General features: G+C 60.2%; 13 protein-coding genes and 2 pseudogenes. 4 read left to right on the top strand and 11 right to left on the bottom strand.

Annotated elements, in window-relative coordinates; all coding sequences use genetic code 11:
- Positions 1-10: 10 nt before the first annotated feature.
- From ACIGJG_RS31190 to ACIGJG_RS31180, 3 genes are read right to left on the bottom strand one after another with little or no spacing between them, the layout of a single operon-like run.
- A complete protein-coding gene (locus tag ACIGJG_RS31190) occupies positions 11-955 on the bottom strand; it encodes a branched-chain amino acid ABC transporter permease (RefSeq protein WP_483674249.1) in 945 nt (314 codons plus the stop codon).
- Complete coding sequence (locus ACIGJG_RS31185) at positions 952-1,812, bottom strand: branched-chain amino acid ABC transporter permease (protein WP_483674247.1); 861 nt, start codon at positions 1,810-1,812, stop codon at positions 952-954. Before ACIGJG_RS31185 ends, ACIGJG_RS31190 begins: the two co-directional genes overlap by 4 nt.
- A gap of 20 nt (positions 1,813-1,832) precedes the next feature.
- Positions 1,833-3,074, bottom strand: coding sequence for an ABC transporter substrate-binding protein (locus ACIGJG_RS31180; protein WP_011295962.1), 1,242 nt, complete (start codon positions 3,072-3,074; stop codon positions 1,833-1,835).
- 243 nt (positions 3,075-3,317) lie between these two features.
- Here ACIGJG_RS31180 and ACIGJG_RS31175 point away from each other — a divergent pair, with 243 nt between their 5' ends.
- Positions 3,318-4,526, top strand: a complete 1,209-nt coding sequence (locus ACIGJG_RS31175) for an alpha/beta hydrolase family protein (RefSeq protein ID WP_483674246.1) — start codon at positions 3,318-3,320, stop codon at positions 4,524-4,526.
- 90 nt (positions 4,527-4,616) lie between these two features.
- Here ACIGJG_RS31175 and ACIGJG_RS31170 read toward each other — a convergent pair whose 3' ends face one another.
- Positions 4,617-4,832 (bottom strand): DUF4148 domain-containing protein, encoded by a 216-nt coding sequence (locus ACIGJG_RS31170; RefSeq protein WP_483674245.1) that lies wholly within the window; start codon positions 4,830-4,832, stop codon positions 4,617-4,619.
- A gap of 135 nt (positions 4,833-4,967) precedes the next feature.
- Between ACIGJG_RS31170 and ACIGJG_RS31165 the strand changes: the two genes are divergently transcribed.
- The 3 genes and pseudogenes from ACIGJG_RS31165 (at position 4,968) to ACIGJG_RS31155 (ending at position 7,044) form a co-directional block, all read left to right on the top strand.
- Entirely contained in the window at positions 4,968-5,837 is an 870-nt protein-coding gene (locus ACIGJG_RS31165) for a LysR family transcriptional regulator (protein WP_483674244.1), read from the top strand.
- 394 nt (positions 5,838-6,231) lie between these two features.
- Positions 6,232-6,789, top strand: a pseudogene (locus ACIGJG_RS31160) (transposase); the annotation flags it as partial.
- A gap of 21 nt (positions 6,790-6,810) precedes the next feature.
- Entirely contained in the window at positions 6,811-7,044 is a 234-nt protein-coding gene (locus ACIGJG_RS31155) for a transposase (RefSeq protein ID WP_245002048.1), read from the top strand.
- Positions 7,045-7,306: 262 nt separating this feature from the next.
- Here the strand turns inward: ACIGJG_RS31155 and ACIGJG_RS31150 are convergent, their stop codons facing one another.
- From ACIGJG_RS31150 to ACIGJG_RS31120, 7 genes and pseudogenes are all read right to left on the bottom strand, one after another.
- Positions 7,307-8,869 carry a DHA2 family efflux MFS transporter permease subunit gene (locus ACIGJG_RS31150; protein WP_483674243.1) on the bottom strand — a complete coding sequence of 521 codons (1,563 nt, stop codon included), beginning with the start codon at positions 8,867-8,869 and terminating at the stop codon, positions 7,307-7,309.
- Between the two features lie 85 nt (positions 8,870-8,954).
- Complete coding sequence (locus ACIGJG_RS31145) at positions 8,955-10,307, bottom strand: EmrA/EmrK family multidrug efflux transporter periplasmic adaptor subunit (RefSeq protein WP_483674242.1); 1,353 nt, start codon at positions 10,305-10,307, stop codon at positions 8,955-8,957.
- Between the two features lie 27 nt (positions 10,308-10,334).
- Positions 10,335-11,807, bottom strand: a complete 1,473-nt coding sequence (locus tag ACIGJG_RS31140; protein ID WP_483674240.1) for an efflux transporter outer membrane subunit — start codon at positions 11,805-11,807, stop codon at positions 10,335-10,337.
- Between the two features lie 39 nt (positions 11,808-11,846).
- Entirely contained in the window at positions 11,847-12,284 is a 438-nt protein-coding gene (locus tag ACIGJG_RS31135; protein WP_041680842.1) for a MarR family winged helix-turn-helix transcriptional regulator, read from the bottom strand.
- Positions 12,285-12,859: 575 nt separating this feature from the next.
- Complete coding sequence (locus tag ACIGJG_RS31130) at positions 12,860-13,159, bottom strand: hypothetical protein (protein WP_220632075.1); 300 nt, start codon at positions 13,157-13,159, stop codon at positions 12,860-12,862.
- Positions 13,160-14,026: 867 nt separating this feature from the next.
- The gene (locus ACIGJG_RS31125; RefSeq protein ID WP_483674359.1) at positions 14,027-14,521 is read right to left on the bottom strand and encodes a hypothetical protein; all 495 of its coding nucleotides are present in this window, start codon (positions 14,519-14,521) and stop codon (positions 14,027-14,029) included.
- A 40-nt stretch (positions 14,522-14,561) separates the two neighbouring features.
- Positions 14,562-15,249, bottom strand: a pseudogene (locus ACIGJG_RS31120) (MgtC/SapB family protein); the annotation flags it as partial.
- Positions 15,250-15,251: the final 2 nt, after the last annotated feature.

Raw genomic sequence — 15,251 nt, 5'->3', positions numbered from 1 at the left:
GCTGAGTGGATCATCGAATGCTCCTCTTGCCAAAGATAGAGGCGAAGCCCGGTACAACGCCCGCGGGAACAAATAGCACCACCCCTATCAGCAAGAGACCGAGGAATGTTGGCCAGCTCTCGATATAGCCGCTAACCAGCACACGAAAGCCGACGACGATCACTGCGCCGACCACCGGTCCGAGCAGCGTGGCAGGCCCACCGACGATCACCATCAGGAGACTCTCCGCGGTTTCACCAAGCGATAGCGCATGGGGACTGATGAATTGCTGGTGGAAAGCCAGCAGGACACCTGCAATCGCTGCGACCAGTCCCGCAAATGCGAAGGCGAAGAGTCGGATACCCCAAATATCAAAGCCAAGGGCCGACATCCGGCGCGGTTGCGATCTCGTACCGTCCAAACAGCGGCCGAGTTGCGATTGCATGAACCTGTTAACCAGGCATAGCACCAGGAGAAAGCAAATCGCCACGAACTCGAACCAGGCAATGTGGTTGTCCGTATCCATCCACGGCAGCGCAGGCCTCGCAATTCCGGCAATACCATTCTCACCGCCGGTCACACTGCCCCAGTGCATGGCTACCCCCCAAAGCACCTGAGCAATGGCTAACGTGATCATGCCGATACTGAGTCCACTGGTACGTAGCGCGAGAATTCCGACCACTACCGAGAACGCTACAGCCACACTCACCGCCATGGCTGTGAGCATCCATGGCCCAAAACCAGTGTGCTGGCCGGCGATGGCAACCCCGTAGGCTGCGGCACCGGCTAGCGCCGATTGGGCAAACGACAGCAGTCCACCCAGCCCAAGTAGCATATTAAGGCTGGTCGCAATCAACGCGGCGATCATGATGTGGATCGCCAGGTCCAAGTAAAAAGGTGAACTGATCGCCAGCGGCAGCATTAATAGCAGTGCACCAGCGATACAAGGGCCGACGGAACGTGCAAAGATCTTCATGCTGCGGCCCTCCCGAACAATCCTTGAGGCCGATACGCCAGCACGACGATCATCGGCACGAACAACAGCACGTATGACATCTCCGGCAGAACCGACTGCCCGAAGCTATGGACCAGCCCCGTGATCAGGCTTCCCACCATCGCACCAGGAATGCTGCCTGTGCCGCCCAGGACCACCACGATCAGCACAAGAGGAAGAACCTCCATATCGAGACCCGGAGAAACCGACAGGATTGGCGCGCCAATCGCACCGCCAATGCCGACAAGCGCCGCACCAGCGAAGAAGATCGTCATGAAGAGGCGGTCGACGCGAATGCCAACCGCACGGGCCATGGTCCGGTCTTCTACGGCGGCACGTAAGCGAGCCCCGATCGGCGTGCGAGACAACGAGAGGTCCAGAGCCACGGCGGTCACCACTGAAAGTGCCATGACGAAGAGGCGGTACAGGGGAAAAGTCAATTCGCCAAGCGATACGGCGCCCGTCAGGAGCGGCGGCACCCCGATCTCGAGAGGCATGCCACCCCAAATGGTCTTGCAACTGTCCGCAATGACGAACGCGACCCCCAGAGTAGCGAGTACTTGTGCGAGTTCGTTATGAGCGATTCGTCGCAAGATCGCCCGCTCCAATGCGATGCCAAGAATGCCCACGACAATGGCGCTGCCTAGTGTGGCAAGGGAGAACGGCAGTTCCGCATCGACCAGGGTGACACAGAGGTAGCCCCCCAGCATGAACAGCGCTCCGTGCGCCATGTTGGGGATGCTCATTAGGCCAAAGATGAGCGTGAAACCTGCCGCCATCAGAAACAGCACTGAAGCAAAGGTCAGCCCATTGAGCGTCTGGATTAGAAAAATAGACATCGTGAATCCTTGCTGACACATCAGTCGAGATTGCGCGACGGCGGATAGTCCCGCGAATAGACGGGATTGGCGAGGAATGCAGACGGCTCATACGTCCAGAATTGGGTGACACCCGGGTATTCTCGGACGACCGTATTGACCAGCTTGCCCCCAACGCGCGCAACTTTGCGGATGTAGACAGTCACCACGGGATTACCGAAACGATCGAGCGTGAGCGGACCACGCGGGCTTTGCGAAAGGCGAACAGCATGCATCGCGTCGGCAAGTGCTCGGCCTGAGAGAGTTGCTGAACCGCCCGCTTGTAGGGCCTGCTCGAGAACCAGCCCCGCGCTGTATCCGCCCGTTGCATAAAAGCCTGGCGTGGTGTGGTACTGCTTACGATAGCCCTCGACATAGCGCTCGTTCACAGGCGTGGAGATCGCACCGCTATACCAACCAGCAGAAATGATCCCAACGGCTTCGTCTCCCATCTTTTCGAGTAGAGATTCATCGACCGTATTCATTCCTGCCAGCAAGGGAATCTTCTGCTTGAGCCCGTAGTCACGGTACTGCTTCAGAAATCGCGTTGCGTTGCCGCCGGAGAAATTGATTAGGACTGCGTCGACATTGGGGTGAATCTGCGCAATGAGGGTTGCGAAGTCACTGGCATTGAACGGAGCCCACAGCTTTTGGACAATTTTCCCGCCGGCTTCCTCGAAGGTCCGTTGGAAGCCAGCTACCGTTTCATGGGAAAAGGAGAGGTCCTCCGCGACCACCGCGATGCGGCGGTACTTCAAGGTAGTGGCAGCGTACTCACCAAACGGATGCATGGCCTGAGCCGAAGTCGACGAACTGCGCACCATCCACGGGTCCGCTTTGCGCTGGGTCAGGTCTTCAGCAGCAGCGGAGCTAAGAATGACAGGGACCTTCGCACGCGCGATGTCGTCGCGAATTGCGTTGGCCTCGAAAGCGGCAAGCGGGCCTACCACAACATCAACACGATCACGCTCAGTCAGTTGCAGGAACTTCGCCTTCGCGACGGCCGGCGACGCCGCAGTATCGGCCACCACTACCTCCACATCGCGGCCAGCAAGCTTTCCCCCCCGCTCGTGCAACAGGTACTCGAAACCGTCTTGCATCTGTTGCCCAATCCCCGCAGCAACACCTGTCTTAATCGTCAGCAATCCCACACGCAGTGGCGTGGGTTGCGCCGCCATTAGCGACCCATTAAGCACGCTGGCGACCACACCGACCAGCACCATCCAAAGCCTTTGACGTGACATCTGTTCTCCCCCTGTGGCGGTCAGGCACCCATCTGGCCTGTGTGGTGATACTATCGTTTTAGTGATCACAGATATCAACTAGGGTATACGCCACACGACCATTAGGCCTTGAATTCCCGGCATGCTCCGCGTTATTTGCGGGCGTAAGCGCCTATAAACCATCTTATGTGACAGCGGAAGTTTCTTATTGCGTGATCACAGATCGCGATTTATATTGCTGCACAACCAACCAAGGAGAAACCAATGGATGCAATGCGCAAAGGCCAGCGTTGGGTGCTGGATGCGTTCCTCGCAGTCGGCGGACTAGATGTCCTTCACCCGGACGCGGGCGCGATCTTCGAACAGATTGGCTACGACTCCACGGACCTGAAGCGAGTATTCGGGCCAGTCAAGGCAGGGTCGATGCTGCCCTCCGCATGGAGCGGGGCCGCCAAGGAAATTGAGCATCGTGCTCAGCACTGGGAAGAGCGCGGCTTCACCCGAACAGCGCGTCGGCTGTATGAGCGCGCCACGCTGCTATACGCGCGCACGCACTACTCCATCCTCGGCGACGACCCGCGTCGGGGGCGGTACCTCGAGAAGGTGATCGAGTCCTTTGAAAAGGTGATCGCGTTCTCGGACCACCCTATCGAGCGAGTCGTGTTGCCATTCGAGGGCCACCATCTGCATGGCATCCTGGAAACGCCTCCCAATGCAAAGAAATTACCTTGCGTGATCATGCTGCCCGGCATGGACATGTTTAAGGAGGACTGGCACAAGCTGATGGAGCAGCGGATCCTCCCGCGCGGCTGGGCAGCCTTTGCGCTCGACGGCCCTGGTCAGGGCGAGAGCCTGACTAAGGGCCTGAAAATGTCGCTCGACAACTATGATCGAGCCATTACCGCAGTGATCGATTGGCTATCCGCACACCCGGCCATTGACCCTGAGCGAATCGTCATCATGGGATCGAGCATGGGTTCTTGGTGGGCAACGCGTGCTGCCGCGGTCGAGCCGCGAATCCGCGCCATCGCCGCCAACATGTCGAACCTAGGCGACAAGTTCGTCCTGCTCAATCAGGCCCAGCCCAGCTTCATGGCAAACCTGATGTACATGACTGGCATTACCGACACGGAGGAAATTCAGGCACTGTCGAAGGCCATGACGCTGGACGACATCGCTCCGCAGGTCAGCATTCCATATCTGATCATCACAGGTGAGAATGATGAATTGACAACGCTGGACTCCAGCATTGGTGTGTATGGGAAGCTGCGCGGCCCGAAGGAGTTGTGGATTTACCAGTACGAGTTCCACCCCATTGGTCCACAGTCCGATGAATGGCTGACTGCATCACTGGACTGGCTCGAACACGCACTAGAGGATTGCTTCGCTCCGAAGCACGAACTTCGCACCTTCATTACCAAGCAGGGTGAATATCTTGAGGGCAGTGGCGAACCGCCCTGGTGGCATCCCTGATTAGCATCGGCGGCCAGTGGCCGCCGTCCGGGCATCCGCGCTAGCGGACGCCCGACACGCCGAGGTCACACTCCCCGGCACTCACCTCCGTCATCGGGCAGTCGCCGGCTTCAGGAAGATCTCGGGGTAATTGTTCTCCGTTACCACGCGACCTTGCGACACAGCAGCGGCAAGCTCTCGCTGCACTTGCGCACGAGTCATGACCTGGGTAGCACAGGGTGTCGCCTGCGTCTCTGCAGCAACGGCAGGAAGCGCAACTGAGAAAGCGAGCATAAGCGCACCCACCAAGAAGATTCGGTTTTTCATGTTCACCCCTTCCTGACCACTGTCGGCTAATCAGCAGTCAAATATGTAGTTTCGATACTGACAACAGTAGCGCCCACACAACAATGCGGCCAGATTGAGAACACTCATATGGTGTTTCACGTTCTGAAATAATTCTTGGATATCATATTGGATCGACTTTTCTGCATGCGCATCTTTGTGCAGGTCGTGGAGAACGCCTCGTTCGCAGCCGCCGCACGCGCGCTTGACATATCACCTGCAATGGCCACCCGCGCAGTCGCCAGCCTGGAAAGCAGAGTTCGGTCTCGCCTGCTTCAACGCAGCACACGAAGCGTCACGCCAACAGACATTGGATTGGACTACGCTCAACGGTGCCGGGCGATACTTGATGCCGTGGCGCAGGCTGATGAAGTTGCGGTAAAGGACCACGTCCGCCCCAGCGGCGTGCTCAGGATCGCACTGCCATCCACCCTTGCGCTGACGATCTTGCCCAAGGGCTTCTCTGACTTTACCCGCCGCTATCCGGAAGTATCGCTCGACATCTCTATCGTCGATCGCCACATCGACCTGGTAGAGGAGGGCTACGATATGGCCATCGCGCTGGACACAATGCTTACCAGCGAATCCATCGTCAGTCGGTGTGTGCCATTCGGGCGGTTCATCGCTTGTTGCACCCCCGCCTATCTTGGATCGAGGCCAGTTCCAACCCAGTGGAGCGAGCTCAACGATGATAGAGTCCTGTGTCTGCGTCGCTTCACAGAGAAGGTCCGCGCCTTGGCGGGTGTCCGCTTCGACACCAGTACGAGCAGTGCCATGCTGAGAATGCTCGCGCTCGAGAACTGTGGGGTCGCTCTATTGCCGGATTTCATGGTAGGAGACGACCTCCGCCAGGGCAGTCTCGTTCAGGTATTGAACACAGCGCCCCTTCCGGAGATGTGCCTGTGGCTGGCCTACCCTACCCGCCAATACATATCTGCCAAAGTCAGCAAGTTTATCGAAGCAGTGCTGTCCACACTTGAAATGTGACCGCTAGCGCAAACCACCACCGCGGGTCATCGCGCTGCCGGCAGCCAAGCAAGACTCGGATCGCTGGTATCTGCTAAACAAGCCGTGAAGTGTAGTAATCGCGGGTCTCCCGCACTTTGTGTGACGGCCGAGTCAAGGCCTTGATTGCCGGCCAAGTTGGTCTACGTTGATCGTTACCGTGAGGCAAGTTCTCGGTGGGATCGATCGTATTCTCGCCCGTGTGGGTAAGCACGTCGTCTCCAGCGAAGTGCAAGGGGAGACCATTATTGTCGAAGCCCGCAGCACAGTTCGCAGGGCACTTTGTCCGGGCCGCCATAGTTGGAGTCATCGACTCCACGGTCGCTATGTGCGCAAGCTGGAAGAACGTCCAATGCTCTAGCAACGGGTCGTTCTCACTATTGAGGTACGTCGCTTCAAGTGTATGAACGCCAACTGCCCTCGTCGTACGTTTGCCGAGAACATCCACGCCTTGGCCGATCGGTATCAACGTCGTACGCGATCGCAGGCTCGGGCGTTGCACGCGCTGGGCCACGCCCTCGGTGGTGAGGCAGCAGCCCGGCTTACCGACGCCTTGGGCTTGCGCACCAGTGCTGACACCGTGCTGCGAGAATTGCGCAGAATACCTGAGTGCAAGCGCAAACCAAAACCGCGGGTCGTCGGCATAGATGACTGGGCGATCGCGCGCGGTCACCAGTACGGAACGATCATCGTCGACTTGGAGCGACGTGAGCCGATCGAAGTGTTCGCTAGTAGGGACGCCATTGCGGTGGCTGCGTGGATGCGTGCGCACCCATCGATCGAGATCGTCGCCAGGGACCGGGCCGGGGCCTATTCCGAAGCGGTCGACCTCGCGCTACCGGCAGCCCAGCAAGTCTCGGATCGCTGGCATCTGCTGAGCAACCTGCGCGACAACGTCGAGCGGCTGCTGGCACGATCAGAGGAATCGCGCGCGAACTCTCAACACCGGCGAAGTGTGCTGCATTTCGATCGATGGTTGAAACGTTTGTCGTGCTGCGACGCTGAGGAAATGCGTCGGTTCGCGCAAAGCCTGAGCTCCGACTTACCGGCTGTGCGGGCCGCATTCAAGTTGCCATGGAGCAATGGCCAGACCGAGGGTCATGTCAACCGGCTCAAGCTCCTCAAGCGCCAAATGTACGGCCGCGCAAATATGGAGCTTCTGCGGCTGCGGGTGTTGAAGCCAAACTAAACCGGCCTGCTCTGTTCTGCAGGCCCCGCCGGTCCGGTCGCGATCGCAGGCACGTGAGTACGTGTGGCCACGGCGAGGCTGGCGGACTCGCTTACGTTAGTCAGTAAGAAGAATAGTGGTAGTCGGGCGGGAAAGACGATGGCTTGCAGCGACTGATTTCAAAGGGTTTTTAGGACCGAACCGCCAGCTCTCGCATCAAAGTTACGATGACCCCATAAAGCAAGCTTTCCACACATGCCCTCGCCTCTCGCCTACTCCCTTGTTAGTGGGCTGCTGCTGCGGCGCCGGATGCGGCCCCCTTGTCAGGCTTGGTGAACCAGATTAGCGGAATGATGGCGGCGAAGATCACGCCCGAGATCCAAAAGATGTCGTTTAAGCCGAGCATGATGGCTTGCAAGTTCAGGCTACGCTCGAAGTAGGTGACGGCTTGCTCGGGGGTGAAGCCCAGGCTCGACTGGATCGAATTCAGGGCCTGGCCATACAGTGGGTTGCCCGGGCTGGCCTGTTCCACCAGTCGCGCATGGTGCAGCACCGCCCGGTTGTTCCACGCGGTGGTGGCCAGCGACGTGCCCACGGCTCCGCAGAACACCCGGACGAAGTTGGACAAGCCGGCAGCGGCCGGAATCTTCTCGGGCGGCTGGCCCGACAGGAGGATTGCAGTCAGCGGAACGAAGAACAGCGCGGTCGGAATGCCTTGCAGCAAAGTGGGCAGCACCAGCGTGAAAGTGTCCACGCCGGTGGCATATTGCGAGCGCATGAAGAACACGCCGGCAAAGCCGAGGAAGGACAGCGTAGCAAGCACGCGCAGTTCCGACTTGGGAAGGATCTTGCCCACCACCGGCGCCAGCAGCACGGCGAAGATGCCCAGCGGCGCCGTCGCCAGCCCGGCGTTGATGGCGGGGTAGGCCAGGTACTGCTGCATCCATTGGGGCAGCACCACCAGGTTGGCAAAGAACACCGCGAAGGCGACCGAGATCGCGACCGTGCCGGCAAGGAAGTTGCGGCCCTTGAACAGGCGCAGGTCAATGATCGGATTCGGCTCGGTCAGCTCCCATATCACGAAGAAGAGGAAACTGAGCAGCGCGACAATGGCCAGGGTGATGATGACCGGCGAGCTGAACCAGTCCAGGTCCTTCCCCTTGTCGAGCATGATCTGCAACGACGCCACCCAAGTGATGAGCGAGGCCAGGCCCACGAGATCCATCGGCAGCTTGCGCGCCTGGGTTTCGCGGTCACGGTAGATCGCCCAGGTGACGGCAGCGGCAAACAGGCCCACTGGCACGTTGATATAGAAGATCCACGACCAGGAGTAGCTGTCGGTCATCCAGCCACCCAAGGCCGGGCCGGCAATGGGCCCGACGGTGGCCGTCATCGCCCACAGCGCAAGCGCCGTAGCGCTCTTCTCCTTGGGATAGGAGGAAAGTAGGATCGATTGCGAGAGGGGAATCAGCGGCCCCGCCACGGCGCCCTGCAGGATACGCGCGGCCAGCAGCACTGTCAGGTTGGGAGCCACACCGCACAGCCACGATGACAGCACGAACAGCAGGATGGCGCCCACGAACAGGCGGATCTGGCCGACGCGTTGGGTCAGCCAGCCGGTCAGCGGGATCGCCACGGCGTTGGCCGCGGCGAACAGGGTGATGACCCATGTGCCTTCGTCGATCGACACACCGAGGTTGCCGGAGATCGTCGGGATCGCTACGTTGGCGATCGACGAGTCGAGCACGTTCATGAAGGTGGCCAGGGCCACGGCGAAGCTTCCGATCACAAGCTTGCCGCCAGTCAGCGGGGCTGGCACGGTTGAGGTCTGGGCTTGGGACTGCATGATGCGCTCCAGGCGAATGGGGTCGTGTGGAAAAACTGGTCGGTCAGATAGCTGGACGGGGCTGGCCTTTGCTGCCGTGTACTGCCTACGCGGCTGGCGGCACGTCATGGCGTGTTGACCCTCTGGGGGTCGCTTGCGTGCTGCGCTGTGCTCGCTGGAGCCCGAGCTTCCGTTCTTGTTGTGCGACGTCTGCGCCCGCCTCTTGGGTGCCGGCCGTACCGTTACGGTTCTGCGCGATGATCCGCACGATCTCGCGATCGGCTTCCTCACCTTGCCGCTGGAACACGTCGGTGCGATAGGTCGTGCGGTACAGCGCTTCATTACCACTGCGGCTGCCGCTGGCGAGTGCCGAACCGCCCTCCTCGCGCGTTTGCACATCGACCTGCATCGACAGGCCGATCTGCAGTGGATGCTCACGTAGCTCCACCGGATCGAGCTGGATGCGCACGGGCAGGCGCTGCACGACCTTGATCCAGTTGCCGGTGGCATTCTGCGCGGGCAACGCCGAGAACGCACTGCCGGTGCCGGCCGAGAAGCCCACCACCTTGCCGTGGTAGGTCACCTTGCTGCCATAGAGGTCGGCATGCAGTTCAACCGGCTGGCCGATGCGGATGTGTTTGAGCTGGACTTCCTTGAAGTTGGCGTCGACCCAAACGCCGTCGAGCGGCACGATAGCCATCAGCGGGTTGCCGGGGGCCACGCGCTGGCCAACCTGTACGGAGCGGCGCGCGACGTAGCCGGTGACGGGGGCGAGCAGCGTGTTGCGGGCATCGGCAAGGTAAGCTTCTCGCACCTTGGCAGCGGCAGCCATGACGCTGGGATGGTCGGCGACGGTAGCCTGGTCGGTCAGCGTGTGGTTGGACGCCAGTTGCTGGCGTGCGGTCTCGAGCGCGGCTTCGGCGGTCTTGACCGCATCGCGGGCGTGAGCCACATCTTCCGCAGCCACCGCGCCGGATTCTGTCACCTCGGTGCGCCGGCGCAGATCATCCCGCGCGCGGGCGAGATCGGCCTGCCGCTGCTGCACCGTCGCCGCCAGCACGTTGTTGTTGGCATAGAGCGCGCTGACTTGACGCACGGTCTGGCCAAGTGAGGCTTCGGCATTGGCGAGCGCAATATTGGCGTCGGCGGCGTCGAGGGTTACCACCGGCTCGCCGGCCTTGACGATCTGTGTATCGTCGGCGTGGACAGCGACCACGGTGCCACTCACTTGCGGCGTGAGCTGGACCAGGTTGCCGGTGACATAGGCGTCGTCGGTTTCTTCGTGGAAGCGCACCAAGGTGTAGTAATACGCGGCGTACCCGGCCGCAGCGAGTGCCGTGGCCAGGCCTAGCAGGGCCAGCAGGCGCTTGCGGGTGTTCTTCCTGGCGGGTTGAGCATCGAGGATGGCCTGGGTGCTGGCCTGTTCAGCGGCGGGGGCGTTCTGGGTCGTTTCGTTCACAGCGTCACCTGTTCGATGAGTAGGGAATCAGCGGACAAGCGCCGTTGGTTTGGTCGGGTCGGAGGTGTCCGAATAGCCGCCACCCAGCGCAGCGGCCAGGGCGATCTGTCGGTCACGGCGCGTCATGCGCAGGTTGGCGAGCAACTGGCGGCTGGCCAGCGCACTCGTCTGCGCGTTCAGCACCGTCAGCTGGGTGGTCAGGCCGGCCTTGTATTGCGCCAGCGCCAGGGTCAGCGCGCGCTGCGCGGCGGTATCGGTGCGTACGGCATTGCCGATCTGTGCGTCGATGGCGCGAATGTCGGAGAGCTGGATGGCAACATCGGTCAAGGCATTGGTCAGCGACTCGTTGTAACTGGCCACGGCGAAGTCGAATTCGGCATAGCGGCCTTTGAGTTGGGCGCGCAGCGCGCCGCCGTCGAAGATCGGCAAGTGGATCGCAGGACCAGCCGAGGCGGTGCGGCTGGCGGCGCGCAGGAAGCGGCCCCAGCCAAAGGCATCGAGACCGATCATGGCGCTCAGGTTGATGTCCGGATAGAACTCGGCCTTGGCGACCTTGATGTCATGCAGCGTCGCGTCGACGCGCCAGCGCGCGGCGACGATATCCGGTCGGCGCGAAACCAGGTCGGCCGGCAGGTTGTCGGGCAGGCGGATTTCGTCTCCCGCGCCCAAGGCAGGACGGGCGATCGCCAGGCCGCGGTCCGGGCCCCGCCCCAGCAGTGCGCCAAGCTGGTAACGCGTGCGCTGGATGCTGCCGTCGAGCGAGGACAGCGCAACTTCGCTGGCAGCGAGGTTCGCCTCCGCGGTGCGCTTCTCGACCTCGGTGTCGAGGCCCATGGTGACGCGTCCGTCGGTCACGCGCAGCGCTTCGCCGCGCTGCTTGACTTCATCCTGCGCGATGTCATGCAGTGCGTAGAGGCGCGCCAGTTCGTTATAGGCACGGGCAATTGCACTGCTGAGCGTCAGCCTTACCTGTTCCGCCTCGGCCTCGCTGGCGTGGAGGGAAGACACGGCGGACTTGAGCGTCTCGCGGTTCTTGCCCCATAGGTCCAGTTCATACGAGGCGTTGATGAAAGCCTTGTTTTCCGACTGCCAGGAACCGGCGAAGGGGGGCGGGATCAGCGTGCTTTCCGAAAAACGCTGGCGGGTCCACGAATAGCCCGCCCCGACTTGCGGCAGCGTGTTGGCATTGGCGCCCTCGCTGAACGCCGTAGCGGCGGCCACACGCGCCCGCGCCTTTTCGAGCGATGGACTACCCTGCAGGGCTTCACCGATCAGCGTCTTGAGTTGTGCATCCCCAAACTGGTCTGCCCAATCGGTGGAGGGCCAGCGGCCGTGCTCGGCAGGAATGCTCTCCGTGGTGGCGTAGCTGCTGGCATTGGCAATGTTCCTGTCGCTCTTGATGCCGGCATAGTTGGCGCAGCCGGCCAGCACAGCTGCCATCAGTATGAAGACGGTAGGCGCGGCGAAGTGGCGTGCTCGGCGGAATTTCTGAGTTTGCATTATCTGACTAGTCAGGCAAATGGATGAAATAAAACGCGCTCAGGCGTCCGCAAATTTCGCGAGCAAGCGGAGGAACTCTTCGAATTCTGCCTTGCTGAAGTGTCTGAGGCGCTGGTTTAGCACCTTAGGCGCTACTACCGGGGCGCGCTCGGCAACTTCCTGCCCCTTCTGAGTCAGTGTCAGGTTGACCACACGACGATCGTCGAGGCTGCGACTGCGCGACAGCAGGCCCTTGGTTTCCAGCTTGTCCAGCATGCGTGTCATCAGCCCTGTGTCGATACCGAGCACCTTGCTCAACTCGAACGGGGTGGTGGCCACGCCCTGAGTGAGTGACAGCAGAATCCCCATTTGCTGGCCAGTGATGTCCAGGTCCTTCAATGCCGCGTCCATTTCCATCAGCAAGGTGTTGCGGGCACGGTTGAGGAAAAACCCGACGCTCTGAGTGATGCGAAAGTTTTCCTTCGAATAGTGGTCCACGGCAAGCCCCAACATTTTATTGATCTTACAGTAGTTGATCTGTCAGATAAATGCAAGTGTCGCAAAGCAAGGGGGCCCATCGCTCATGATTGGCCGTCATCGCTACCGTCGTAACTGTCGCCGCTGCCCCGGGGGTTCAGAGGTGCCACAGGCACGCCCTGCCCCCGCTCTGTTCCTTGCCCGCACTGGGGCGCCGTGCGGGTCTTGCCCCGCCGCCTACCACTATCGTCCCGCTCGTCCAGCGCCAAACGGCCAATCCTGCCTCATATTTACCTGACTGATCAGTTAATGGGGCACGGAACACCCCCTCCCCTAGGCGGGGATGCCGCTCACGACAAACCCCTAGCCCTGCTGGCTCCACTGGATGCTTTGTTTGAAAGCCTGGCGATTAATTGCGTTTTTGCAGATGCTCACCGGAGGCCGCTGCTTGTGTTGAATTCAGGACCTGCAGGAAGAGTTCGCTTCCTCGCAGAGAAGAAGCGTGCCCGACACCATCGACACTCGCACTGCTTTTGGTCGGTGTACCGTGCGAAGCCTGTGGGCGCAGACGACCCACTCTGATGGCACGCTGCTGACTACGACTCAAGACAGACGTGCCGACGGAACGAGCTATCCAATTCTGTAGCGTCACGGCGGCGCGAATCCGATTGGATGCCGGGCGCGCAAATAGTGAGCGGCATCGCAGTGTCACGAACGGCATCCATGCCCGCTTCATCTTCCGGCACAACGTGGAGGTACATGTGGCGCACCGCGATGGCAGCCACGACAACGATGCTGGCAGCAAGGGTTACTCTGCGAGAACCTTTGTCCAAGTGGTCACGTGATGTACCTTTAATCGTAGAAATCTCGGTACATATCACCGCGGTGATGGTCACGGTAGTACCGCCAAACGCCGGCTGCGATACCGCCAACCACGAGAATCGGCCATACGGCGTTCGCCAGCGGTAATGCCGGCTCGCAATGAACCGTTCTTAGCGTACTAGCCGCCATGCAAGGAATCGTGTTGATGGCGGTGGCGCCCAAAAAAGCGAGGAACGCGTAAAGCCACCACCTGACGGCTTCCACGACAAAACGATACTGGAGTTGCAGAACTGAAGGACGACGTCGACGCCTTGTCATATTCGTGCTGAGGTTGAGCGGATGTCATCAATTTGCCTGATGTCCTGGCTGCGGGCGCCCCTCAACAGGGTGATGTTGTGGAAACGAGACTATCCTCGACCCAACCCCCGCTGTAGAACGAATGTCAGCGAGCAAGAAGAGCGAATGCCTTCTTGAAGCATCCCTTAGTTGCCCATCGTTGATGGGCTCATCAACTGTACGTCTGGCATTTTCTCGACGCGAGCAGCTTGCATCCCCTCTTTGGAGGGAGTTGCAATGCAACACACTTCATTGCCGCACAGTTCATCTCACACTATGATGTTTTTAAGAAAGCGCTACACACGTGTTCGAGTTTCTTCGTGACTTCACGCGTGAAGATGAGCGTCTGCATAGCAGGGGTCAATTGGTGGATGAGAACTACGGGCCGTGGAGACGGCGCTGGCTACGATGGCATTCGCGGTCCCTGCTGGCTAGCATAATTACTCTGGCCGGGGCCGAGCGCCAACCATACCTGGACAGGATGCGTTCGGCCTACCACGACCTTGGAGACTTCACCCAGGGCGAGGTTGATTTCATATTTCAGCGCGTTTGGCGAGGCCTGAGAAGGCTCGGCTCACGGGCAAGCATCATTGAAATTTCGCCGCTTACCCAGCAGCGCATCCGGGAACAAGGCCAACGATTGATGGCTGAGGCGAACAGACTTGGCCCCGAGGAACTGTAGAGACGTCCTCGGAGCCGAGTCCTCGTTGGTACCTTAGAGGTACCGCTGATGAACCCAAGCTGACACCTACCTTGCGGCTGCCTGGGAAGCCTGCACCCCACGACGGCGAACGCTTTGCGAGGCCGCCTCTCCAGCAGTATTTGAAATTGCTCTCGACTACCTCTGCGGCCTGCTTTGCAGTCGACTGCATCGACTCATAAAGCGTGGTGGTCGCTTTTATCGCCTCCTGCCAGGCACCAAAAGGAGAGGTCGAACCTGATGGCGATTTGTGAACTGCGCTGTCGATGAAGTCCTGCAGTTGGCCTCTGCTTGTGGCGTATTGGACTTCGGCAACCTTCGCGAATTCCGCCTGAGTGGCAGCGATGATGTCCTGCAACTGCCTCCTGTACATCAACGCGCTATCGAATACTGGCTGCAACAAATGGATTGGCAGTTCAACTAGTTCTTGCGGGCCCTGAACGAGCCAGTGCCAAGGTCGCGGCAGTGGATGAGGCCAGTCCTCCCAGCAGACCAGTCCACAACATGCCCCGTTGCGCCCCGGTGACGCGCATCGCCACGTGCCCCACCATGGACAGGCTAGCAATCAGTATCATCGCCCACCATAGTTGGTACGGGTTCAATGCATGGTAGCGTCCCATCCCGACGCTTGGAAGATTGGGCAGAATGACCACAGAGAGGACCAGCAGTTGAAGCGTCGCGGTTAATTCGCGATGCTCAATGAGTCGAAGCCGCCCATGCAAGGTCGGCTTCATGTCGAGAAGCACTGCCGCTATCACGGCCGCACCAAGAGACAGGGCGACGGAACCACGCGCCGCATAGGCGCCCAGGGCCAACGTCAACAGCATCACTACAGCACTGGTTGGGCTAAGGTTTCCGGACGATTTGGCGATATGTCTGTACGACACTGCCAGTAGCATCGAAATGCCCAGCAGCCCCCCCGAGCAACGGCCAGGCCCCAAACTGCGGAAACAGATTGCCAAGAACGCCGCCCAATAGGCCGGTCAGCGCAAATGTACGTAGGCCGGCAACTCGCCCGCCCTCTGGCAGTTCACGCTCATGCCATCCGCGCTGCAGGCCAATCAGAAGACCGACCGCCAGTGCTGCGACCAGGCCGATGGCTTCGTGGGGTATTGCAAGAGGGTTCAAGT

Source organism: Cupriavidus sp. C1SS-2L (assembly GCF_057073735.1).
This window is presented reverse-complemented; position numbering and strand designations above follow the sequence as displayed.